The 22,445-nt window shown below is 62.1% G+C and carries 27 protein-coding genes and 1 other RNA gene; 4 read left to right on the top strand and 24 right to left on the bottom strand.

The genetic code is table 11. The features are described from left to right. Positions 1 to 15: 15 nt before the first annotated feature. From V8Z65_RS13980 to ruvC, 15 genes are all read right to left on the bottom strand, one after another. Complete coding sequence (locus V8Z65_RS13980; RefSeq protein WP_338720764.1) at positions 16 to 1,512, bottom strand: methyl-accepting chemotaxis protein; 1,497 nt, start codon at positions 1,510 to 1,512, stop codon at positions 16 to 18. 64 nt (positions 1,513 to 1,576) lie between these two features. Next, the gene (locus V8Z65_RS13985; RefSeq protein WP_338720765.1) at positions 1,577 to 2,296 is read right to left on the bottom strand and encodes a gamma-glutamyl-gamma-aminobutyrate hydrolase family protein; all 720 of its coding nucleotides are present in this window, start codon (positions 2,294 to 2,296) and stop codon (positions 1,577 to 1,579) included. Between the two features lie 167 nt (positions 2,297 to 2,463). Further along, on the bottom strand, positions 2,464 to 2,646 hold the full coding sequence (locus V8Z65_RS13990) for a hypothetical protein (protein ID WP_338720766.1): 183 nt from the start codon (positions 2,644 to 2,646) through the stop codon (positions 2,464 to 2,466). A 56-nt stretch (positions 2,647 to 2,702) separates the two neighbouring features. After that, entirely contained in the window at positions 2,703 to 3,179 is a 477-nt protein-coding gene (gene msrB / locus V8Z65_RS13995; protein ID WP_338724030.1) for a peptide-methionine (R)-S-oxide reductase MsrB, read from the bottom strand. Between the two features lie 188 nt (positions 3,180 to 3,367). Beyond that, the gene (locus V8Z65_RS14000; RefSeq protein WP_338720767.1) at positions 3,368 to 3,931 is read right to left on the bottom strand and encodes a fasciclin domain-containing protein; all 564 of its coding nucleotides are present in this window, start codon (positions 3,929 to 3,931) and stop codon (positions 3,368 to 3,370) included. A 318-nt stretch (positions 3,932 to 4,249) separates the two neighbouring features. After that, a complete protein-coding gene (tolB, locus tag V8Z65_RS14005) occupies positions 4,250 to 5,560 on the bottom strand; it encodes a Tol-Pal system beta propeller repeat protein TolB (protein WP_338720768.1) in 1,311 nt (436 codons plus the stop codon). A gap of 67 nt (positions 5,561 to 5,627) precedes the next feature. Next, entirely contained in the window at positions 5,628 to 6,776 is a 1,149-nt protein-coding gene (locus V8Z65_RS14010) for a hypothetical protein (RefSeq protein ID WP_338720769.1), read from the bottom strand. Positions 6,777 to 6,785: 9 nt separating this feature from the next. Next, entirely contained in the window at positions 6,786 to 7,220 is a 435-nt protein-coding gene (gene tolR / locus V8Z65_RS14015) for a protein TolR (RefSeq protein WP_338720770.1), read from the bottom strand. A gap of 1 nt (position 7,221) precedes the next feature. Then, positions 7,222 to 7,932, bottom strand: coding sequence for a protein TolQ (gene tolQ / locus V8Z65_RS14020; RefSeq protein ID WP_338720771.1), 711 nt, complete (start codon positions 7,930 to 7,932; stop codon positions 7,222 to 7,224). Between the two features lie 178 nt (positions 7,933 to 8,110). After that, entirely contained in the window at positions 8,111 to 8,509 is a 399-nt protein-coding gene (gene ybgC, locus V8Z65_RS14025; protein WP_338720772.1) for a tol-pal system-associated acyl-CoA thioesterase, read from the bottom strand. Continuing rightward, positions 8,506 to 8,715, bottom strand: coding sequence for a DNA-directed RNA polymerase subunit alpha C-terminal domain-containing protein (locus V8Z65_RS14030; RefSeq protein WP_338720773.1), 210 nt, complete (start codon positions 8,713 to 8,715; stop codon positions 8,506 to 8,508). The genes ybgC and V8Z65_RS14030 overlap by 4 nt, the downstream gene beginning before the upstream one ends. After that, positions 8,712 to 9,212, bottom strand: coding sequence for an NUDIX domain-containing protein (locus V8Z65_RS14035; protein ID WP_338720774.1), 501 nt, complete (start codon positions 9,210 to 9,212; stop codon positions 8,712 to 8,714). The genes V8Z65_RS14030 and V8Z65_RS14035 overlap by 4 nt, the downstream gene beginning before the upstream one ends. Next, the gene (gene ruvB, locus V8Z65_RS14040) at positions 9,209 to 10,246 is read right to left on the bottom strand and encodes a Holliday junction branch migration DNA helicase RuvB (protein ID WP_338720775.1); all 1,038 of its coding nucleotides are present in this window, start codon (positions 10,244 to 10,246) and stop codon (positions 9,209 to 9,211) included. Before ruvB ends, V8Z65_RS14035 begins: the two co-directional genes overlap by 4 nt. Continuing rightward, a complete protein-coding gene (gene ruvA / locus V8Z65_RS14045; protein ID WP_338720776.1) occupies positions 10,243 to 10,860 on the bottom strand; it encodes a Holliday junction branch migration protein RuvA in 618 nt (205 codons plus the stop codon). Before ruvA ends, ruvB begins: the two co-directional genes overlap by 4 nt. Further along, a complete protein-coding gene (gene ruvC, locus V8Z65_RS14050) occupies positions 10,857 to 11,363 on the bottom strand; it encodes a crossover junction endodeoxyribonuclease RuvC (protein WP_338720777.1) in 507 nt (168 codons plus the stop codon). The genes ruvA and ruvC overlap by 4 nt, the downstream gene beginning before the upstream one ends. Positions 11,364 to 11,698: 335 nt before the next feature. Here ruvC and V8Z65_RS14055 point away from each other — a divergent pair, with 335 nt between their 5' ends. Further along, positions 11,699 to 12,418: a GGDEF domain-containing protein gene (locus V8Z65_RS14055; RefSeq protein WP_338720778.1), complete on the top strand. Its 720-nt coding sequence runs from the start codon at positions 11,699 to 11,701 to the stop codon at positions 12,416 to 12,418. Between the two features lie 19 nt (positions 12,419 to 12,437). Here the strand turns inward: V8Z65_RS14055 and V8Z65_RS14060 are convergent, their stop codons facing one another. The 8 genes from V8Z65_RS14060 to V8Z65_RS14095 form a co-directional block, all read right to left on the bottom strand. After that, positions 12,438 to 12,977, bottom strand: a complete 540-nt coding sequence (locus V8Z65_RS14060; RefSeq protein ID WP_338720779.1) for an AAA family ATPase — start codon at positions 12,975 to 12,977, stop codon at positions 12,438 to 12,440. A gap of 106 nt (positions 12,978 to 13,083) precedes the next feature. Further along, positions 13,084 to 13,830 (bottom strand): YebC/PmpR family DNA-binding transcriptional regulator, encoded by a 747-nt coding sequence (locus V8Z65_RS14065; protein WP_338720780.1) that lies wholly within the window; start codon positions 13,828 to 13,830, stop codon positions 13,084 to 13,086. 119 nt (positions 13,831 to 13,949) lie between these two features. Next, entirely contained in the window at positions 13,950 to 15,368 is a 1,419-nt protein-coding gene (locus V8Z65_RS14070) for a sodium:alanine symporter family protein (RefSeq protein ID WP_338720781.1), read from the bottom strand. 240 nt (positions 15,369 to 15,608) lie between these two features. Next, positions 15,609 to 16,433, bottom strand: coding sequence for a TIGR00282 family metallophosphoesterase (locus tag V8Z65_RS14075; protein WP_338720782.1), 825 nt, complete (start codon positions 16,431 to 16,433; stop codon positions 15,609 to 15,611). After that, a complete protein-coding gene (locus V8Z65_RS14080) occupies positions 16,430 to 17,017 on the bottom strand; it encodes a 5-formyltetrahydrofolate cyclo-ligase (protein ID WP_338720783.1) in 588 nt (195 codons plus the stop codon). The genes V8Z65_RS14075 and V8Z65_RS14080 overlap by 4 nt, the downstream gene beginning before the upstream one ends. A 22-nt stretch (positions 17,018 to 17,039) precedes the next feature. After that, positions 17,040 to 17,197: non-coding RNA, 6S RNA (gene ssrS / locus V8Z65_RS14085), on the bottom strand. A gap of 65 nt (positions 17,198 to 17,262) precedes the next feature. Next, positions 17,263 to 17,634 (bottom strand): cell division protein ZapA, encoded by a 372-nt coding sequence (zapA, locus tag V8Z65_RS14090; RefSeq protein ID WP_338720784.1) that lies wholly within the window; start codon positions 17,632 to 17,634, stop codon positions 17,263 to 17,265. Next, positions 17,635 to 17,925, bottom strand: a complete 291-nt coding sequence (locus V8Z65_RS14095) for a DUF4164 family protein (RefSeq protein WP_338720785.1) — start codon at positions 17,923 to 17,925, stop codon at positions 17,635 to 17,637. A 242-nt stretch (positions 17,926 to 18,167) separates the two neighbouring features. On the opposite strand from V8Z65_RS14095, the gene tkt reads away from it, so the two are divergent. The 3 genes from tkt (at position 18,168) to V8Z65_RS14110 (ending at position 21,933) form a co-directional block, all read left to right on the top strand. Then, positions 18,168 to 20,144: a transketolase gene (gene tkt, locus V8Z65_RS14100; protein WP_338720786.1), complete on the top strand. Its 1,977-nt coding sequence runs from the start codon at positions 18,168 to 18,170 to the stop codon at positions 20,142 to 20,144. Between the two features lie 49 nt (positions 20,145 to 20,193). Beyond that, the gene (gene gap / locus V8Z65_RS14105; RefSeq protein WP_338720787.1) at positions 20,194 to 21,201 is read left to right on the top strand and encodes a type I glyceraldehyde-3-phosphate dehydrogenase; all 1,008 of its coding nucleotides are present in this window, start codon (positions 20,194 to 20,196) and stop codon (positions 21,199 to 21,201) included. A 198-nt stretch (positions 21,202 to 21,399) separates the two neighbouring features. Beyond that, positions 21,400 to 21,933 carry a putative glycolipid-binding domain-containing protein gene (locus tag V8Z65_RS14110; RefSeq protein ID WP_338720788.1) on the top strand — a complete coding sequence of 178 codons (534 nt, stop codon included), beginning with the start codon at positions 21,400 to 21,402 and terminating at the stop codon, positions 21,931 to 21,933. Positions 21,934 to 21,937: 4 nt separating this feature from the next. Here the strand turns inward: V8Z65_RS14110 and V8Z65_RS14115 are convergent, their stop codons facing one another. Further along, a complete protein-coding gene (locus tag V8Z65_RS14115; protein WP_338720789.1) occupies positions 21,938 to 22,435 on the bottom strand; it encodes an anthrone oxygenase family protein in 498 nt (165 codons plus the stop codon). Positions 22,436 to 22,445 lie beyond the last annotated feature (10 nt).

Below are 22,445 nucleotides of genomic sequence, written 5' to 3' on the forward strand. Positions count from 1 at the left end.
TTTTCATTCAATGTCTCACGCCGCCTGTCGCCGCTTCGGCGCCGCTTGCCCGTCCTTGGCGATTGTAAATACGGCAACGATCCGATCCAGCTCCCCAGCCTGGGCCTCGGTCTGTTCGATCGCGGCATTGGTTTGTTCCACCAGCGCCGCATTGTGCTGGGTAATCTCATCCATCTGCCGCACCGCCACATGCACCTCGTCGATCGCCACGGCCTGCTGGCGGCTGGCAGCGGTGATCTCGCCGATCAGGCCGGCACTTTCGGTCACCGAACTATTAAGCGCGGCAATGCGCTCCCCGATCTGCATGACCACCTGCGTGCCCGACTTGACCTCGCCCACCGAAATATCGATGAGCTGCTTGATATCGGCGGATGCTTCGGCCGCACTCTGCGCCAGGCGCCGCACTTCCACGGCCACCACCGCAAAGCCCTTGCCGGCCTCGCCCGCACGCGCCGCCTCCACCGAGGCATTGAGCGCCAGGAGATTGGTCTGGAAGGCAATGTCGTCTATCAGCCCGATAATATTGGAGATCTTGGCCGAGGAGGCCGAAATCTTCTCCATGGCGGCGCTGGCCGCCTCCATGGCAGTCCCGCTCTCAACCGCGATGCGCGACGCCGAACCCACGGCCTTATTGGCCTCCTCCGCCCGCTCCGCATTGGCGCCCACGGTCGCTGAAAGCTGTTCGACCGTGGCCGATGTCTGCTCGACCATGGCGGCCTGGCGGCTGGTGCGCTCGGACAGGTCGTTGGACCCGGCCAGGATTTCCCCGGTGGCGGTTTTCAGCCGGCGCGAGGTTTCCTGCAGATCACCCATGACCCGCGCCATGCGGTCGGCCACCGCATTGGTATTGTCGCGCAGTGCCGCAAAGGCGCCGGTGAACTCGCCGGTCACCCTTTGCGTCAGGTCGGCCCGCGCCAGGCCCGAAAGCACATATCCGGTTGCCGTCAGGCCCTGGTCGAGTGCCGCCAGCAGCGCATTGACCTCATTGGCCAATTGCCGCAGCTCGTCCTGATCGTAATCAGCCTGGACGCGCGCCGACAATTTCCCCTGCATCACCGCCTGAAGCGTTGCGCGCAAATCATCGGTCAGCCGATCCGAGGCCCGGCGCCGCTGGCCATCCTGCACGCCGCGTTGTCGCTCGCTCTCCTCCAGCGCCGTTTGCTGCACCAGGGCATCGCGAAACCGGCCAAAGGCATCGAACATCACCGTCAATTCATCGCGCGCGCTCTGCGCGGGGATGGAAACATCGGTATTGCCGGCCGTCAGCGCCCCGGTAATCTCCACCAGCTCGGCGAGGCGGCTCGAAACCACCTTGCGAAACAGTAGAAAAACGCTGAGGCACCCCGCTGCCGCCGCGGCGCCCGCCACCATCAGCGGCACCATGACGGCAACGTCGCCCTGCGCCACGAGCTTGGCCAGGGCAAAGCCGCCAAAGCCCAGAACGGGAATCCCGAAACCCACAAAGGCCAGGACGAGTTTGTGCGTGATTGAAAGTTGACCGAAGCGGCTCATTCATATGCCTGGTGTTCAGAACGAAATTGGCTCCGAACATCCACCCGCCATGGTTAATTCCAGCTTAGCGACGCGCCCCCGCCTCATGCATGAACTGCGCGATATAGTCGCGGAGCCGGGCACTGTCCGAAGTGCTCGCAAATGAGGCCATTGCCTTGGCGATAACCTCGTCGCTGGCCCGCCCGCGCCGCAGTTCCACCAATGCGGCGCCATAGCTGTCGTCGAATTCCGGATGCGGCTGAAAACTGAGCGCCTGCCCCGTGCGATAGAACAGTCCCGCATTGGGCGTAAATTCGGAGGCCAGTACCACTTCCGCCTCGCTTGGCGCCACGATGACCTGATCCTGGTGGGAGCAGACAATGGACAGCGTCTCGGGCGCCCCGGCCATGAATTGCGGGCGCGCGGTCACCCGATATTGGTGCCGTCCCAGGCCCCAGCCCTTTTCCGACTTGCGAACCTCGCCGCCCAAGGCGTCGGCCATCACCTGATGACCGAAGCAAATCCCCAGCATTGGCGTTCGCGCCTCATAGGCCTTGCGGATGAAGTCGCGCAGCGGGTCGAGCCAGGCATGGTCCTCGTAAACCCCGGCCGACGAGCCGGTAATGGCGATGGCCTCGAGCCCCTCCGGATCGGGCAGCGCCTGCCCGCCAAGCACATCGACCGCCTCGTGCTCGAATGCTAGGCCCGTCGATGAGAACATGGTCTGGAACATGTCGCGATAGGGGACATAATCCCGCTGCAACGACTCGGGAACGCGCCCCACTTCAATTGTCGTGACTTTCATTTTCGCCTGCCAGGTCGTTTCTCTATTGACCTAGTGCGTTTGGGCAAAAAGTAAATCCGCTTCCGCGTCAAACCTGCCCGGAAAATCCGGCAGGCCGCCATTCCCGATACAATTGGCGATCCCGCCCGGCCGCGTGGCTCAGGCAGGACGCCTTGCGGGCAGAACGCTCAATTACTGCCGTCATTCGGGCGCGCCTTGCGGCCGCCGTCCCGCTTGTCCTTGGTCTTGGCATCCCCGGCCGCCTGGCCGAAATGGGTGCCCCCGAGATGGCCGCCGGTGCTGACCTTGTCCAGCTTGCCGTCCGTGTGATTGCCGGGTCTGTCCTGGTTGGGAACATTTTGATCTGTCATTGGCTCTCTCCTTTCGAAAGGCCAATGAGCGGCAAGACACATCGTTCCCGTCTCTTTTAGGCGGCTGGCTCAAACCGCAGCGACAATCCATTGATGCAATAGCGCAGGCCGGTCGGCGGCGGACCGTCCTCGAACACGTGGCCCTGGTGCCCACCGCAATTGCTGCAATGCACCTCGACCCGGGTCATGAACAGTGAATTGTCTTCCTTGGTGCCGATAGCGCCGGGAATGAAATCCCAAAAGCTCGGCCAACCGGTGCCGCTGTCATATTTCTTCTCCGAAGAGAACAGCGCCTGGTCGCATCCCGCGCAATGGAAGATGCCGGCGCGCTTCTCGTCATTGAGCGGCGAGGTAAAAGGCCGTTCCGTATCCTCGTGCCGCAGCACCCGATAGGCGGCGGGCGAAAGGCGTTCCTGCCACGCCGCATCGCTCAGCATGAACGGAAAGTCCCCCTCGGAGGCGTTGGCGCGAAAGCCAAGAGCCGTTGCAAGGCTCAAGAGTGAGCCGGAAATCAGCACGTCGCGACGATTGATGGACATTACACATCTCCTCCGAAAGCACGCTGTCGGGCGCCAGGCCAGGCAGCTCCAGGACAAAACGACGTGACCACGAACGCGGGCGAGCGTCTATCTCGGTCACGCCAAGGTGAGGCTTCGCATAGCGGGACGGGCGCATGCGAAGCCTCTCTTTCCTGCACTATTCGTCGGTGTGCAGCTTTTGGTTACATCGCCGGCAGGAGCACGGCATCGATCACATGGATCACGCCATTGGACTGGTCCACATCGGCAATGGTCACCGTGGCGGTGCCGCCATTGGCATCGGTGATCTTGACCATGTCGCCATCGAGGCCGAAGGTCAGCTCACCACCCTGGACGGTAGCAGCCTTGTATTCACCGCCATTGTCATTGATCATCTTGACCAGATCGCCCGAGTGAATGTCGCCGGCAATCACGTGATAGGTCAGGACGGCCGTCAGCTGATCCTTGGCTTCGGGCGCCAAAAGCCCCTCCACCGTGCCTTCCGGCAGGGCTTCAAAAGCAGCATTGACTGGCGCGAAGACCGTGAACGGGCCTTCACCCGACAGGGTCTCGACCAGACCGGCAGCCTGAACGGCAGCCACCAGCGTAGTGTGGTCGGCCGAGTTCACGGCATTTTCGACAATGTTGTTGGTCGCTGGCATGGCAGCGCCGCCCACCATCGGGTTTTCCTGGGCAACAACACTACCGGCAACCGAACCCAAAGCCAGGACAGCAGCAAGTGAAAGAGCACGAAGAGAGAGAGACATCTGTAGTTCCTTCCTGTTGAAATTCGTTCCCATTCATCGCGATGGGACGCAGGAAGCTACGGGGCCTCGTCTCAGCCAGTTTCGCCGCCCCGGAAAAAACCGGAGATACTGGAAAGTCCTATAAAACACGCGTTATTTCAATGCTTTAAACGTGTTCCAAACGCAAAGGGACACCCCCAAAAAAAGAAAAATTTGCAGTGATCCAGACGGTCGGAAACTGCGTAAAAGGCCGTTTTCGCCCCCAGGTTCCCGCCCAAACAAAAAAATCCTCCCGCAAAGCAGGAGGACTTTTTGTCTAGGACGGATAGCCGGCTGCGCTCAGCCCCTCAAACCCGACCAGGCCGGGTCCGAGGCATAGCTTTCGGTCGGCACGGTCTGGGCCGCGCGTCCCCAGATATCCACGCTCATCAGACGCGGACCATCATTGCCGCCCGGATCCTGGAAGAACATGATCACCCGTCCATTGGGCGCCCAGGTCGGCCCCTCGGCGTGATAGCCCGAATAGAGCAGGCGCTCGCCCGAACCGTCCGGATTCATGATGCCGATATGGAACTGCCCGCCCGACTGGCGGGTAAAGGCAATCAGATCGCCTTTCGGCGACCAGACAGGCGTCGAATAGCTCCCCTGCCCGAAGCTGATACGCTGCGCATTTCCGCCGCCCGCGCCCATCATATAGATTTGCGGCGAGCCACCACGATCACTCTCGAAGATAATGCGGCTGCCATCGGGCGAATAGGACGGCGAGGTATCGATCGCCGCGCCCGAGGTCAGTTGCATAGGCTGCCCGCCGCCGGTCGAGACGGCATAAAGATTGGTCGCGCCGGCCTGCTCCACCGAAAAGGCCACTGTGCCGCCATCGGGCGAAAAGCGCGGCGCGAACGTCATGGCGCCCACATTGGCTAGGCGCTGCTGCCGCCCGGTGGACAATTGCAGCAGATAGACCTGCGGATTGCCTTCGGCAAAATTCATATAGGTGACGAGGTCGCCATTGGGCGAAAAGCGCGGCGTCAGCGCCATGGTTTGCCCATCGGTGAGATAACTCACATTGGCCCCATCCTGGTCCATGATCGCCAGCCGCCGCACACGATTGGCCTTGGGACCGCTCTCGGCCACATAGAGCACGCGCGTGTCGAAATAGCCGGTGCCACCGGTCAGTTGCGAATAGATCGCGTCCGATACCAGATGTCCGATGCGCCGAGCCGAATTGGGGTCGGTGGCGTAGGAATTGCCAACCACCTGCGCGGCCTGTTGCGTATCCCAGACGCGTACCGAGGCGGTAATCTGTCCGCCACGCTCGACCGCGCCCATCACCACGCCATCGACATTGGCGGTGCGCCAAACATTGAAGTCGGGTGTATTGTTCACATCGCCCACCGCAACCGGCAGCGATGCCGGATCGAGCGGCAGGAACAGGCCCGAACGCCTAAGATTATTGCGCACGATATCGGCGATCTCGCGCCCGAAGGCCGGATCGGAAGAGGCAAAGTCTGGGATGGCGATGGGCAGCGGCTGGAAATTGGCGCCTTCCACCACGATGCGCAATTGCGCCAGGGACATAGGCGCGGTGGCCAATAGGGCGCCGCCGGCGAGGCCGAGCTTGAGCGCTGCGCGTCGGTTGAACAGGGTCATCGGTCCTAAATTTCTCCGGTCTTGCCGTTTTGGCCGCAGTGTGGCCAGCAAACTGGCAAATTCAAGGTCAGGGTCTGAGTTCCACTTCGATCTGCCGCCATTCGTCATAGGCGTCAGCCGAAAGCATCGAATAGGGGCCGCATTGCATCACCGCGCGCTGTGCAGCGCGGGCAATCGCCTGGCCCGCCGTTGAGGGGTCAGCAGCCACCACCTGCGGCGTGCCATTGACGCTGCCATCGCGGTTCATGCTCACGCTCAGCGTCACGTTCATGCCGCTATTGTAGTCGGATGGCAGCAGGTTCCAACACGTCTTGATCTTGGCCACCAGCCCGTCGATGGCCGTCTGGCTCAGCCGCGCGGAGGTTCCCGTCGTGTCACCCAGGGTGGGCGCACCGCCCTGCCCCGTGGTTGCGCCGGTGGTGGGCGCATTGTTGATGATCGAGGAAATCTCGTCAGCTGTCTCCGAACTGATCTGGGATGGCGGCGCAGGACGCGCAGCGGCCGCCGCCGCCTGCCTCTGGCGCTCTTCCTCTTCCTTCCGGCGCTTTTCGGCCGCCAAAGCCTGCTCGCGGATCTGCGCCAGATCGCTCGGCCGCGATGTCGGCAGAGCCACATCGACCTGCGCCGGCGGCTCCGGACTTGGTTCGGGCGTCGGTTCCGGCGCCGGTGTCGGTTCGGGAACGGGTTCCGGAGTTGGTTCGGGCTCGGGCTCAGGTTCCGGCGCGGGCTCGGGGGTCGGGGTGGGTTCGGGCGGCGGCGTCAGATCAGCCGGTCGCGTCTGCGGCAGGGTTACGGGCGTGGGTGCCGGTTCGGGGGCCGGGGCCGGTTCAGGCGCGGGCTCCGGCTCTGGTGCAGGTTCGGGTTCTGGCTCCGGCTCAGGCAACGGTTCCGCCTCGGGCGCTGGCGCGGCCTCGGTCACCGGCGAAGGCGTGGGAATATCGGCAGGCGAGGGTGTCACCTGGTTCTGCTCGGTATTACCAGTGGGCTGCGCCAGTTCGGCAGGTTGCTCACTCTCCACCACCGAAGGCGTATCGGTCTCCACCACCTCGCTATCGAGCTGCCCGAGACGGATATTGGAATAGTCCTCGATCGGCACCAGGTCGACGGCAATGGACTGCACATTGGGCTGCAGCGGTTCTGTCAGGCCAAGATTGACCAGACCCAGCACCAGCAGCAGAACATGGGCAGATACCGATACGACAAGGCCCTTACGCATGCCTGGCGCCTATCTCTCGCGCTCGGTCACGAGCCCGATCTTGGTATAGCCGGCCGCCGAAAGCAGGCCCATGACCCGCATGACCGTGCCGTAATTGGCCGTCGTATCGCCGCGCAGATAAATGCGGTCCTCGGTGGTCGCCAATGTGCCCATGGTTGTGACGAGGTCCGCCTCGGTGACGGGCGCTTCATCGACAAAGATCGCCCCGTCCGGTGAAACCGAAACGGTGATCGGCCTGGTCTGGCTCGGCAATTCATTGGCCGCGGTGCGCGGCAGGTCCACCGGCACGCCCGATGTCATCATCGGTGCGGCCACCATGAAGATGATGAGCAGCACCAGCATGACGTCGACCATCGGCGTCACGTTGATTTCGCTCATAATGGCCCGGCTCTTGCGGCGTCGGCGTCGCCCGCCGCCTCCGCCCGATGCGACACCCATACCCATATCAGCGGCCCCGCGCTTCGAGCTGGCGGCTGAGAATGGTCGAGAACTCGTCGGCAAAACCTTCCAGCCGCCCGATCATCTTGCCGGCATCGGAGCTGAGCTTGTTATAGGCAATCACCGCCGGAATAGCGGCGACAAGGCCAATGGCCGTAGCAAACAGCGCCTCGGCAATCGGTCCGGCCACCACCGCCAGATTGGTGTCCGACGAAGCGGCAATATTGGTGAAGGCGTTCATGATGCCCCAGACGGTGCCGAACAGCCCGATAAAGGGCCCCGCCGAACCCACCGTGGCCAGAAAGCTCAACCGCTTTTCGAGATATTCGCTTTCCCGGGAAATAGCGACGTCGAGCACCTTGTCGAGCCGCTGCTGCATGCCCACAAAGCTTGCCGCATTCTGCTCGTGGCTGCGTTTCCACTCCTTCATTGCCGCAACGAATACGGCGCCCAGCCCGCCCGACGGCTTCTCGGCCTGCTGCTGATAGAGCTCCTCCAGCGATTGACCGGACCAGAAGGTCCGCTCGAACCGGTTCATCTCGAATTGGGTCCGGCGATAGGTAATGGTCTTGTCGATAATGATCGCCCAGCACCAGATCGAGGCACCCAGCAAGCCCAGCATCACCGTTTTGACAACGAAGTCGGCGGCCCAGAACAGCCCCCAAATGGACAAGTCAGCATGTGGCACGACGGCGCCCACTGCATCCATGGTTTCCATGAAACGTTTCCTTCCGGCCGGCCCATACGTTTGGCCCCATAGGCGGTGCGATGGGGACGAATTCTGTCAAAATTAAGAGAAATGCCCGCATTTCCGGGCCCAGGTGACATCCGGCGCGGCGCAAATCTGCCTTTGCCTACCTTATGGTCACCAAAGGGTTAATAAACCGATTCTGGCCTCATGCGCCGGGCCTGAGACGCGCCCGCAAATAGGCCGGCAACCGGGTCGCCCCACCGCCCATTTTGATCGCCACGACCGTTACCTGGGCCTTGGTGACGACCCGGTCTTCACGCGAAATTGTCTGGTCCAGCACCAGACGGGCCCCGGTGACCTCGACCACATCGGTGGTCACGGTCAAGACATCGTCGATCCGCGCCGCCGCCTGAAAGTCCAGCGTCATCGCCCTGACGGCAAAAGCCAGCCCCTGCCCGGCAAGTTCGGAATGATGAACATCGAGGTCACGCAGGAACTCGGTGCGCGCACGTTCAAAGAATTTGAGATAGGCCGCGTGATAGACATTGCCCGAAAAATCGGTGTCTTCGTAATAGATCCGGATGTTGATCGCATGTGCACTCATGGCGCCCTGTAGTCCAGCCCGCGCGCAGCCATGGCCGGGTCCAGTTCGGTGAAGGATTTCGGCCCGACCCCGTGCAGGCCCGCCACATCCGCTTTCGCCCAGGTCGCCAGATCGGCAAATGTCTCGATGCCCGCGGCCGCCAGGGCCCGCTGTGCCGGACGGCTCAGCTTCACCACCTCGACAATGCGATCATCAACCCCGTTCATGCCGGGCCGCGCTCGTCATGGGCGATATGGACCTGCGCGTCAGGCAAATTGCGCAGGAAATCCGGCAGCCAGCGCGGCAGAAGATTGAAACGCTCCAGCTCGCCCCGCTCCAGAGGCACCCAATAGAAGGACAGGATATGACCTTCATCGGGACGTTGCAGCCAGGGCGACGCCCCATTGGGCGCCTGTCCCGGCAGGTTGACCTCATAGAAAAAGCCCAGCTCGTGGAAATCCTCGTCCTCGCGACGATAAAAGCTCTCCGAGGTGGCGATCATGGGACCGATATTTGCTGGCATCGCCAGCTCCTCTTCCATCTCCCGCTCAAGGCTCAGGCCACTGGGCTCCCCCAATTCGATCCGCCCGCCTGGCAGCATGGTATAGCCGTCATCATCCTCGCGGCAGACCAGCACATGCCCATCCACGATGATGACCCCGGCTACACGGAAGTTGAAACGCTGCCCCTCGATGGGAAAACTGATCACATGCCGCGCGCTCATTCCCCGTCCTCCTCGAACAGGCTCGATTGCAGGCCTACAAAGCCCTGCGGCACGACCTTGTTGAGGTGCTGGAACGCAATCGCGGTCAACATGCGTCCGCGCGGCGTGCGCTGAATGAACCCCTGCTGCAGCAGATAGGGTTCGACGATTTCCTCGATGGCATCGCGCGGCTCGCTCAGGGCCGCCGCAATGGTCTCGATACCCACCGGCCCGCCATTATAGAAATCAGCAATGGTGTTGAGATAGCGCCGGTCGAGCTGATCGAGTCCCCGCGCATCCACATCGAGCCGCAACAGCGCCTTGTCGGCAATGGCCCGATTGACCTCGCTGGCGCCGTCCACCATGGCAAAATCGATCACCCGGCGCAAAAGCCGCCCGGCAATGCGCGGCGTCCCCCGAGAGCGGCGCGCAATCTCCATCGCCCCATCGGGCGCCATGGCCATGCCCAGCAGCCGCGCCCCCCGCGTCACGATCTGCACCAGTTCCTCGGGCGTATAGAAATTGAGCCGCACCGGAATGCCGAAGCGATCGCGCAGCGGCGTCGTCAAAAGGCCCGCGCGGGTTGTCGCACCAACCAATGTGAACTTGGCCAGGTCAATCCGCACTGACCGCGCCGCCGGACCCTCGCCGATGATCAGGTCAAGCTGAAAGTCCTCCATCGCCGGATAGAGCACTTCCTCGATAGCCGGGTTAAGCCGGTGAATTTCATCGATAAAGAGCACATCGCGCTCTTCGAGATTGGTCAACAGCGCCGCCAGGTCCCCGGCCTTGGCAATCACCGGGCCAGAAGTGGCGCGAAAACCCACGCCCAGTTCCTTGGCTATAATCTGCGCCAATGTCGTCTTGCCCAGCCCCGGCGGCCCCACGAACAGCACATGGTCCAGCGCCGCGCCACGCTTCTTGGCCGCCTCGATGAACACTTCCAGATTGGCCCGCGCATCGGCCTGCCCGACGAAATCGGCAAAACCGGAAGGCCGCAGCGAAACATCGAGATTATCGTCCCGGCCGCTTGATGCAGAAGTCAGATCGGTCAAACGCTCAATTCCCTAAGTCCCAGCCGGATCAGCTTCTCGGTCGGCGTGTCCTCGCCTTCCTTGGCCACGACGCGGGCCAGGGCAGACGATGCCTGAGCGCTCGAATAACCCAGATTGGTGAGCGCCGAAACCGCATCGCTGACATTGGAGCTGGCGACACCCTCGCCCAGCGCCGTCTGCAGGCCCAGCGTTCCCGCATCAATAGTCCCAATGGCCGGCACCTTGCCTTTGAGTTCGGTAACCACGCGCAAAGCCAGCTTCGGCCCCACGCCATTGGCACGGCCGATCATCGCCTTGTCCTGCAGGGCCACCGCACTCGAGAGTTCCGACGGCGACAGCACCGACAGGATCGCCAGCGCCACTCTCGCGCCAACCCCCTGCACGCTGGTCAGCAGCAGGAACCAGCTCTTTTCCGCCTCATTGGCAAAGCCATAGAGCTTGATGAAATCCTCGCGCACCACGGTCTCGACGAAGACCACCGCCGGCTCGCCCACCCGCGGCAGCGCCTGCAGCGTCCGCCCCGAACAGAACACCTCGTAGCAAACGCCGCCGCAATCGATCAGCGCATGATCATCGCCGAAACTGTCCACCAGCCCCTTGAGCTTGCCGATCATGCCAGAGCTCCCATGCGGCGCGCCGAAACCCGATGATGCGCATGGCAGATGGCAACCGCCAGCGCATCGGCTGCGTCGGCGCCCTTGATCACCGCCGCCGGCAGCAGCGTCTTGACCATCAGCGCCACCTGGTTCTTCTCGGCATGGCCGGTGCCGACCACCGATTTCTTGACCAGATTGGTTGCATATTCGGCCACCACCAGCCCGCGCAGCGCCGGTACCACCAGCGTCACCCCGCGCGCCTGGCCCAGGATCAGCGCCGAGCGTGGACCGGAATTGACGAAAGTTTCTTCCACAGCCGCCTCATCGGGCCGGTGCTGATCCAGCACTGCGCCCAGCGCCTCGGCCAGGTTCGCCAGCCGGTCGGCCAGCGCACCCTCGATCGGCGGGGTCAGCGTTCCACCGGCCACATAGCTCAGCCGGTTGTCCACAGCCTCGATAATGCCCCAGCCGCAACGCCGCAGCCCCGGATCGATTCCGATGATTCGTACAGCTCTCGTCATGGTTTTCCTTGTAGTGGGAAGACCCGACCATACCAAGCCCGAAGTGAACAAATAGGCAACAAAATTTGCCCGTTACAATGCGCCTTAAAGTTTTACCAAACAGGCAAACTTTGCATTCACGAACCAGCCGTTAGCGTCCCGGCGGACGTAGGGACAAATGGGGTAGAAATGTCTGGAGCGATTATCCGGCTCGCCGGGAACACCTGCCTGGGCATGGCCATACCAAACGCTTCGCATGCCGGTCATTTTCGCCGGCAGGAAGGCGGCATGTCGAGCTGATGCCGTGCCGCAACCCGACTGTCCCCGCATTGTCCAGCGTCGGACGGTGGACACTTATGGGCACGCTCTCATGCGTGCTGCTGTCCATCGCCTTCACCACGGTCGCCTTTAACGATTTGCGCGGCGATCTCGCCTGGCGTCTGCTGGCCGGCGCAACGGCTCTGCCGATCCTTATCGGAGCGCCGCTCTTTTTCTTTTGCAGCTTGCGTCTGCGCAGCCTGGCCATTGCCAATATGCGCCTGGATCGCGTCGCGCGCACCGATGGTCTGACTGCCTGTCTCAATCGTAGCGCCTTTGCCGACCGGGTCGGACATTGGCTGCAGAGCGCCAGTTCGTCCGCAATCGGCGCCCTGCTGATGATCGACGCGGATAATTTCAAGGCCATCAACGACCTTTACGGCCACGACAATGGCGATCATGCCCTGACCATCATCGCCCGCGCCATTCGCTCCGTCCTGCGCCGCGGCGACTTTGTGGGCCGCATGGGCGGGGAGGAATTTGCTGTCTTCCTGCCTGGGGTAACCGAGCAGCAGGCCCAGATTGTCGCCGAGCGCATCCGCCTGTCGGTCGCCGCCGCCTATTTCGCCCCCGACGGGCAGGTCCATCCCCTTTCCGTCAGCATTGGCGGCGCCGCCTTTTCACGGCCCGCCTCCTTTGCCCAGCTCTTCCGTATCGCCGACCAGCACCTCTATGGCGCCAAACGCGCCGGGCGCAACGCCACCGCCCTGGCCGATATCGACGATCACCCCGTCATCGCCCTCAGGCGCAGTGCATAAATAAAGAGTGGCACCGACATCAGGCCTTCTCGGCAATCCAGTCCATTATGCTGACCGCCGCTTCATCCGACATAAGCCTCGTCACGTCGAGACGTAGCAGATGCGGCGCATCGGCGCCCAGCAATGACTTTGCCTCGGCATGGTTTCGGCGCGCCATTTCCCCATCCCTGGGCTTTCGTTTGGCGCCCCGCCCTTCCGCTTGAATGCGGCGCATATTCTCATCGAGGTCACAATGCAGGTGCACGACATAAAGCGGGGCACGATCTCGCCCGAGAGCCTCGATCCGGCGCCACTCGGCGGTGCCCCATTCGCTGTCACCCGCCAAAACGGTGGTAATGATCACCGGAACATCGGCCGGCAGGTCGCGAATGAGATCGTGCGCGATGGCCTCGACTTTCTCGACCGTCGCCACAAAAGCGGGCGACCTGAACTCCGTCAGGGCAAAGGCGACGTTATAGACCGTGTGGATATCGAGAAGACGACCCGCGACGCGTGCGGCCAGCTCTTGCCCGATGGTGAGCTTGCCCACACCCGGATAGCCATTGAGTACAATGAGCATTGCTGGCTCTCCTCCATGATGAGGGGAGACTGACCCAGGACATCGGCCCACGACAAGCCGTAATGCGCGCCGCCCCAACTAGTGGGACGGCGCGGCTGAAGAATGCTCAGCCCTCCAGCTTGGCGGCGTCTTCCTCGCTCATGTCGAAGTTCGAATAGACGTTCTGCACGTCATCGTCTTCCTCGAGCGTATTGATAAGCTTCATCAGCGTCGCGCCTTTTTCGGCGTCGATGGGTGTCTGGTTCTGTGGCTTCCAGATCGCCTTGACCGATTCAGCTTCCCCCAGCACCGCCTCGAGCGCCGCCGACACTTCGGCCATGGTCTCGAATGTGGTGTAGATATAGTGGCCGTCCTCGTCGCTCTCGACATCGTCGGCGCCAGCCTCGATGGCCGCTTCCATCACCTTGTCTTCCGAGCCCACCGAGGCCGGATAGGTGATCTCGCCAACGCGGTCGAACATGAAGCCGACCGAGCCGGTTTCACCCAGCGCGCCACCATTCTTGGAAAAATAGGACCGCACATTCGAGGCAGTGCGATTGCGATTGTCGGTCAGCGCTTCAACGATAACGGCCACGCCCCCCGGGCCATAGCCTTCATAGCGGATCTCATCATAGTTCTCGCTATCGGCGCCCGATGCCTTCTTGATGGCGCGGTCGATATTGTCCTTGGGCATGGATTGGGCGCGGGCATTGGCCACGGCCAGGCGCAGGCGGGCATTAAAGGCCGGGTCGGGCTGGCCCATCTTGGCCGCCACGGTGATTTCGCGGGCCAGCTTGGAGAAGATTTTCGAACGGATCGCGTCCGACTTGCCCTTGCGGTGCATGATGTTTTTGGCGTGGGAATGGCCAGCCATTAGAGACCTCGGATAAGCAATTCACGGATTTCGCCGGTGCTTATAGGGGGTGAAAAGGCAAAAATAAAGCGCCCGCCCGGCATCATGCCCGGCGGACGCGTTTCCTGGGCTCGCTCTTGTCAGCCCGGATCGTGCTTGTTCCAGATGGTCTGGTCGATCTTGCCGCTGAGTTCGGGATAGTCCGCCGCGTGGAAGAGCGGCACTTTCCCCGCCTTGCGCTGCGCCCGGTAGTCCTTGGTCAGCTTGGCAACCGTGCCCGACAGCATCACGATGGCGATCAGGTTGACCGTCGCCATCAGGCCCATCGAGGCATCGGCCGCGTTGAACACCGTCGCCACGCTCTCATAGGCGCCCCAGACCACCATGGCCAGAACGCCCAGCCGCAGCACCGTCAGCCCCGGCATATTGCCGACCTTGAGGAAGGTCATGGCGTTTTCCGCATAGGAGTAATTGCCGATGATCGAGGTGAAGGCGAAAAACAGGATGGCTATGGCAATGAAATATTGCCCGGCCCCGCCGATATGGACGCTCATTGCCGCCTGCGTCAGCGGCGTACCGGTCAATTCGCCGCCATCGACCATTACGCCCGAGAGCAGGATCATCAATGCCGTCGCGGTGCAGATCAGGATGGTATCGATGAACACGCCAAGCGCCTGCACAAAACCCTGCGATGAAGGATGATGCGGGTCCGGTGTGGCCACCGCCGCGATATTGGGTGCCGATCCCATGCCCGCCTCGTTGGAGAACAGACCGCGCTTGACCCCGTTGAGCAGCGCTCCGGCAAGCCCGCCGCCCGCCGCATCCAGCCCGAAGGCACTCTGGACGATATGGCCCAGCATGCCGGGCACCTCACCGATATGGATGGCCACGACATAGAGCGCCACCAGCAGATAGATAACCGCCATGAAGGGCACGATGATCTCGGCCACGCGGGCAATCTGCCGGATACCGCCAAAAATCACGACACCCGTCAGCACAGCCAGCGCCACGCCGACCCAGAGTTTGTCCAGGCCGAAAGCGCCTTGCATGGCGTCGGCGATCGAATTGGCCTGCACCGCGTTGAACACCAGGCCAAAGGCCAGGATCAGGCAGACGGAGAAAATGGCGCCGGCCCACGGCGCCTTGAGGCCCTTGGCAATATAGAAGGCCGGGCCGCCACGATATTGGCCGTCCTCGTTCTTGGTCTTGTAGAGCTGGGCCAGCGTCGATTCCGAATAGGCCGTCGCCATGCCCACCAGCGCCACCATCCACATCCAGAAGATGGCGCCCGGGCCGCCCAGATAAAGCGCAACGGCCACACCGGCGAGATTGCCCGTGCCGACCCGCGAGGCGAGACTGATCGTTAAGGCCTGGAAGGGCGAAATGCCCGCACTGTCACCCTGGCGCGAGCCCAGCACCGCCCGGAACATTTCGCCGAAATTGACGAACTGGATGAATCCCAGCCGCACGGTGAAGAACAAGCCCACCGCCAGCAGCCCATAGATGAGCACATAGCCCCAGAAGATGTCGTTGAGAAAATTGATGACCGGATCGAGCATGGCCCCACTCCTGCATGCGTGGACGATTGATCGGCACTTCCTGCCGCGTCCGGGGCCCGTTTTTTCCGTTTAGCCAGCCGACAATTCTGCGCCCCAGGCGCAACATCTTGATCCGAACCCAATTTTTGAGTCTGGGCAAGTGGAGAAATCTGCCAAATACACCCATGATCGGATGACCGGCCAGCAGCGCTTGCCGTCCGGCAAGGCAATGCAAGGGCAATTGTTCGGGGTTTTGTGGCGTCAGCTCCGCAGGAATTCCGGCACGGTCTGCGCCAGGACGCCGCCAAGCCGCAATGGGCCGATCCGCCGCGCCAGGCCCGTCGCCGGGTCCGTTTCCACGGCCACGCCGCAGAGCGTCGCCTCGCCTTCGGCAGGTGTGAAGCGCCCTCCGGGAATGCCCGTCAGAAACCGATTGAGCGGCTCATCGGTCTCCGTGCCGATAATGCTGTCGAAATCGCCACACATGCCCGCATCGGCCATAAAACCCGTGCCGCCTTTGAGCACGCGATAATCGGCGGTGGGGATATGGGTATGGGTACCCACCACCAGCGTTGCGCGCCCATCCAGAAAATGCCCCATGGCCTGTATTTCCGATGTGGCCTCGGTGTGGAAATCGACGATCACCGCATCGGCCACCTCCCCCAGCGGACAATCGGCAATGGCCGCATCCACGGCCCGGAACGGATCGTCAATCGGCGGCATGAAGACCCGGCCCAGGGCATTGACCACCAGCACGCGATGCCCATTGCGGCTTTCCACCAGCATGGCGCCGCGCCCCGGCGTACCGGGCGGGTAATTGATGGGACGCAGCAGCGCCGGCTCACGCTCGATATAGCTCAGCGCCTCGCGCTGGTCGAAAGCATGGTCGCCCAGCGTGACGATATCGGCGCCGGCATCGCGCAGGCTCTGATAGTGGTTTTCGATCAGCCCTTTGCCATGGCTGGCGTTTTCGCCATTGACGACAACGAAATCGAAGCCGAATTCGGCCACCAGCCCCGGCAGCCGCTCGGCCACGGCATCCCGGCCGGACCGCCCCATCACATCGCCCAGAAACAGAAATCTCATCCGCGCGAACCAAAGAAGCGGACACCCTGCTCGGTGACAATTACATCCAGGGGCACATCATGGGCATCACGCGGAATATGGGCCAGTTCCTGCGCGGCAAAGGCCAGGCCGACAAGCAGGGGCTTTTTAGGCAACACAGCCAGTGTGCGGTCATAATAGCCGCCGCCATAGCCCAGCCGCGTGCCCTGGTTATCAAAGCCCAGCAGCGGCATGAGCACCACATCGGGAACAGCGCGCGGGGCCAGGTCCGATGGCGCCAGGGTGCCGAAGCCGGCCTCGTAAAGCGGCGCGTCGGCTTCCCAGATGCGCATGTCGAGCGGCTCATCTTGGCCCTGCACGACCGGCAGCACCACCTTTTGTCCGCTATCCATGAGCCGCACCAATATGGGCTGGCAATCCAGCTCATCGCGTATGCGCCAATAACCCGCGATCACATCCTCGGGCGCATAGGCCACCGATTCAAAGAAATTTGCAGCGGCGGCCTTGGCGCCTTCCATACGATTCTCTTGAGAAAGGGCGGCCCTTATGGCATGCGCCTCGGCCCGCAATGCGGCCTTTGCCTCTTCCAATGCCTGGTCCGCCATACGCCCTCGTCGCGAAGCTCAATTCGGTGCCGCCCTGGCCGTGGGACTTGCGATCCCGGGAACCTACATACGTAGGTGGGCGCCGTATGTCCGAGCCCACGGGCCCGGTCAGGGACAGCTCCCTTAGGATCGATTAAGGCCCCGGGGATGTGTGTGTCCTCACGCGCCGGGCAGCGAGATGAGATATAGGCTTTTGTTGGCGCGGCTGCAAAGCGGCAATGCAGCTTTTTCATTCTCGTGATCGATCAGGGCAATGGCGCTGCCGCGTCCAGACTATCGGCCACGCCCTCAAGCGCTTTGGCCGCTTCAACAAGCTTCTGGGCAAACCGCGCTTCGGTATTTTCCAGTTCGGCCGCAATCTCTTGCCCTGCCTGGGTCAATTCGCCGATCTGGGCTTCCAGCGCCTTGATCTTGCGCTCCGCCTCGGACAATTCGTCCAGCACCGCAATGCCGGCCATGACGGTCAGGCGATTGTCGCCGATCTCGCCCACCGCGCCCTTGAGCCCCTCGACCTGAGTGTTGAAGCGCTCCGCCAGCCCGATCAGATGACCCTGCTGCCCCTCTTCACAGGCCATGCGATATTTGCGGCCATTGATCTCGACATTGACCTCGGGCACCTAAGTCTCCGCTTTCTGCAGCACCGAACGCACGGTCTCCATCGCCTCGACCAGCCGGCGCGAGACTTCATGGGCGCTGTCATCCAGCCGCTTGGCCCGGGCCGCCGTCTTATCCAGCTCGGTCGCCAGCCGCGCCCGCTCATGCACGAGGCGCTGGGTATCCACTTCCATGCGCTGTTGACGCTGAAGCCGGCCATTGAGGTCGCGCACACTCGTCGTCAAGCGCGCCAGCACCCGGTCGAACCGGGCATTGGCCGCCACCAGCCCCTCTTCAAGCTCCGTCTCACTCATGGCCGCTACTGCCCTCAAGACGCGACGATTCCAACCCGTCCAGCCTGCCCCAGCGAATGTGGCATTGCAACTGTGTTACAGGCCCAACCCCCCGATTTCCGGCCTTGAGCCGAACGCTTGCGCCCCTTGGTGACATTGACAGGCAAGACGAACCTGTTATGGCTCAACCCCGCCTTTGGGAGGAGGTCGCCCTGCGCCCGCCCCCGACAATTCCTAGCCTTTTTCAAGCGAGCGGTCTTTCCATGACGAACACAGCCCAGCAGAACGATTTGGCCAATGCGATCCGGTCGCTCAGCATGGACGCGGTCGAAAAAGCCAATTCCGGCCACCCCGGCCTGCCCATGGGCTGCGCCGACATCGCCACAGTGCTGTTCACCAAGATCATGAAGTTCGACCCCGCCGATCCCCATTGGGCTGATCGCGACCGCTTCATCCTTTCGGCCGGCCACGGCTCGATGCTGCTCTATTCTTCGCTCTACCTGCTCGGCTATGCCGATATGACCATCGACCAGGTCAAGAATTTCCGCCAGCTCGGTTCCAAGACCGCTGGTCACCCCGAATTCGGCCATGCCACGGGCATTGAAACCACCACCGGCCCGCTCGGCCAGGGTCTGGCCAATTCGGTCGGCTTTGCTGTCGCCGAAGCCAAGCTCGCTGCTGAATTCGGGTCCGACCTTGTCGATCACCACACCTATGTGCTGGCCGGTGACGGCTGCCTGATGGAAGGCATTTCCCAAGAAGCGATCTCGCTCGCTGGCCACCTCAAGCTCAACAAGCTGATCCTGATCTGGGACAACAACAATATCACTATCGACGGCAAGGTCTCCAACGCCGACTCGACCGACCAGATCGCCCGCTTCAAGGCCGTTGGCTGGAACACGATCGAGATCGATGGCCACGACCAGGCCGCAATCGAAAAAGCCCTGCTTGAAGCCAAGGCCTCGACCGATAAGCCGACCCTGATTGCTGCCAAAACCACCATTGGCTTTGGCGCGCCCAAAAAGGCCGGCACCGAAAAAGTCCATGGCGCTCCGCTCGGCGCCGAGGAACTGGCTGGCGCCAAGGCCGCTCTGGGCATCGACTATCCGCCCTTTGAAATCCCCGCCACCATCCTCGATGCCTGGCGCGCCGCCGGCAAGCGCAGCCAGAACCTGCGCGGCGAATGGGAATCGCGTCTCAATGCCTCGGACAAGAAGGCCGAATTCAGCCGCCGCATGATGGGCAAGCTCCCCACCGAATTTGCCTCTGCCATGACCGCCTATAAAAAGAAGCTGGCCGAGGACAAGCCCAAGGTCGCCAGCCGCAAGGCCTCGCAGATGGCGCTCGAGATCATCAACAAGGCCGTGCCCGAAACGCTGGCCGGTTCTGCCGACCTCACCCATTCCAATCTCACCAATACCCCCGAGACCCTGCCCTTCCAGGCCGATAATCGCCTGGGTCGCTACATGATGTATGGCATTCGCGAGCATGAAATGGGCGCGGCCATGAATGGCGTGGCGCTCCATGGTGGCCTCATTCCCTATGGCGGCACCTTCATGGTCTTTACCGACTATGCCCGCCCTGCCATTCGCCTCTCGGCCCTGATGGAACAGCGCGTCATCTATGTCATGACCCATGACTCCATCGGCCTGGGAGAAGATGGCCCGACCCACCAGCCGGTCGAGCATCTCTCGGCCCTGCGCGCCATTCCCAATCTTCTGGTCTTCCGCCCGGCCGATGCCATGGAAACCGCCGAATGCTGGGAACTGGCCATGGAAAGCAAGAAGCATCCATCCATTCTCGCCCTTTCCCGCCAGAACCTGCCCGCTGTTCGCACCGAATATTCAGCCGAGAACAAATCCGCCAAGGGCGCCTACACCCTGGTCGGCCCCGTCGATGCCGATGCAGTGATCTTCGCCACCGGTTCGGAAGTGGCCATCGCCGTCGAGGCCCAGAAGGAACTGACCGAAAAGGGCATTTCCGCGCGCGTTGTTTCGGTGCCCTCCATGGAGCTCTTCGCCAAGCAGTCCGACGCCTATAAGGCCGAGGTGCTGGGTTCGGCCAAGGCCCGCGTGGCCGTGGAAGCCGGCATCGAAATGAGCTGGAACAAGCTCCTGGGCGACAAGGGCCGCTTCGTCGGCATGCACTCGTTCGGTGCCTCGGGTCCCATTGATGCGCTCTATGCCCACTTTGGGATTACGTCCAAGGCCGTTGTTGAAGCCGTCACCGCACAGTTGTAAGAGAGCCCCGCCTCCCTTTCTCCTCCCCTCCCTTTAGGAGCGTAAAAACATGGCAGTTCGCGTCGCCATCAATGGTTTTGGTCGTATCGGCCGCAATGTCCTCCGGGCCATCATCGAGTCGGGTCGCACCGATATCGAAGTGGTGGCCATCAACGATCTCGGCCCAGTCGAAACCAATGCTCACCTGCTGCGCTTCGACAGCGTGCATGGCCGTTTCCCGCACACCGTCAAGGTCGATGGCGACACCATCGACGTCGGTCGCGGCCCCATCAAGGTCACCGCTGTCCGCAATCCCGAAGAGTTGCCGCATGCTGCCATGGGCGTTGATATCGCGCTCGAATGCACCGGCATCTTCACCTCCAAGGAAAAGGCTTCGGCGCATTTGAAGGCCGGCGCCAAGAAGGTGATTATCTCCGCTCCCGGCGATGGCGCCGACAAGACCATCGTTTACGGCATCAATCATGCGTCCCTCACCAAGGACGACGTGGTGATCTCGAACGCCTCGTGCACCACCAACTGCCTGGCCCCGCTGGCCTATGTGCTGCACAAGGAATTCGGCATCGAAAAGGGAATGATGACCACCATCCATTCCTATACCGGTGACCAGCCGACCCTCGACACCATGCACAAGGATCTCTATCGCGGCCGCGCGGCTGCGCTCAGCCAGATCCCGACCTCGACCGGCGCTGCCAAGGCCATCGGCCTGGTCCTCCCCGAGCTGAAGGGCAAGCTCGACGGCGTCTCGATCCGCGTGCCGACCCCCAACGTCTCCTGCGTCGATTTCAAGTTCATCGCCAAGCGCGATGTGACGGCCGAAGAGATCAATGCTGCGGTCAAGAAGTACGCCGACGGCGAACTCAAGGGCGTGCTCGGCTATACCGAGTTCCCCAACGTGTCCATCGACTTCAACCACGACAGCCACTCCTCCACCATGGCTCTGGACCAGACCAAGGTGATGGATGGCAATTTCGTGTCGGTCCTCTCCTGGTACGACAATGAATGGGGCTTCTCCAACCGCATGGCCGACACCGCCGTGGCGCTGGGCAAGACCCTCTGATTGGACTGCAAAACTGACTTGGAAAGGGCGCCCTGCGGGGCGCCCTTTTTATTGCTCCGCCCTATCTTCAACCTCGATGTCACCCCGGCGAAAGTCGGGGCCCATCATGAGATTTCAGGATAATCCCGGCCTGAGCCAGGATGACAGCCGGAGAATGTTGATGCAATGTGCCTCACAGTTGCACACCGGCGGTGACCAATGACCCTCAACCGATCCATCCGCTGGCGCGGCCTGCATCTGCAAACCCTCGAACACTGCCACGTCATTGCCAATGGTCGCGACACGCGCATTCGCGGCACCATTATCGGCCCAGATTTTGGCCTGTTCTATCGGCTCAAGCTCGATGAAAACGGCCATACCCGAACCGTAAAAATCGAGCGAACCGACGGCAAGACACTTGAGCTATTCGCCGATGGCGCTGGCGGCTGGTCAGATGATCGGGCCGAACCCATTTCGGCCCTGCGCGGCTGCATTGATGTCGACATCTGGCCGACGGCCCTGACCAATTCCCTGCCCATCTGGCGACAGGACTGGCAGGACAACCAGCAGGTGTCCTTCGCCATGGCCTGGATTGACGCAACTGACCTCTCGTTCAAGCGCTCCGAGCAGATTTATGCCCGGCTCGATGCCACCCATTTCCGCTACCAGTCCGACAATTTCGAAGCCGTGCTGGATGTCGACGCCGATGGGCTGGTCACGAACTATCCCAGCCTATTCCGCTTGGCAGACTGAGCCGTCAGCGACGCTTGAGCATCACAAGGCCCCACCCCACCAGCATCAGGCTGAGACCTGAGACCACAGTGCGCAGCGCGTTCCAGAATTGCCAGGGTGCCGAATAGGCCGTCCAGACCTGCCCGGCCGTTTCGATATCGACGGGAATAACGACCTGCGCCAGCGCCGCGTTCATTGGGACATTGACCACCATCGTCACGGCAAACGCGCCGAATAGATAGAGAATGCCGGCTGCACCAAATGCAACGGCAGCACGGTGTCGACTGTCCAACCAGGCCAACGCCGCCGCAGCGAGCGCCACAATCGGTGTGCCGAAAAAGGCCGGAGCGAACACAGCGTTTCGCACACTGGCATTCATGGCTTGCATGGCCTCAATCGCAACGCGTGGGTCGGCGGCATCCAACCCCCACATGGTGGAGCAGACCCAGGCGTAGAAGAAGCCAAATATCCCTCCGCTCAACAGCAGGGCCAGAAGCGAGATCGGCAGGATCAGAACGTGCATATTGTCTCGC

The sequence above is a fragment of the Devosia sp. XK-2 genome (genome assembly GCF_037113415.1).
Classification (GTDB): Bacteria; Pseudomonadota; Alphaproteobacteria; order Rhizobiales; family Devosiaceae; genus Devosia.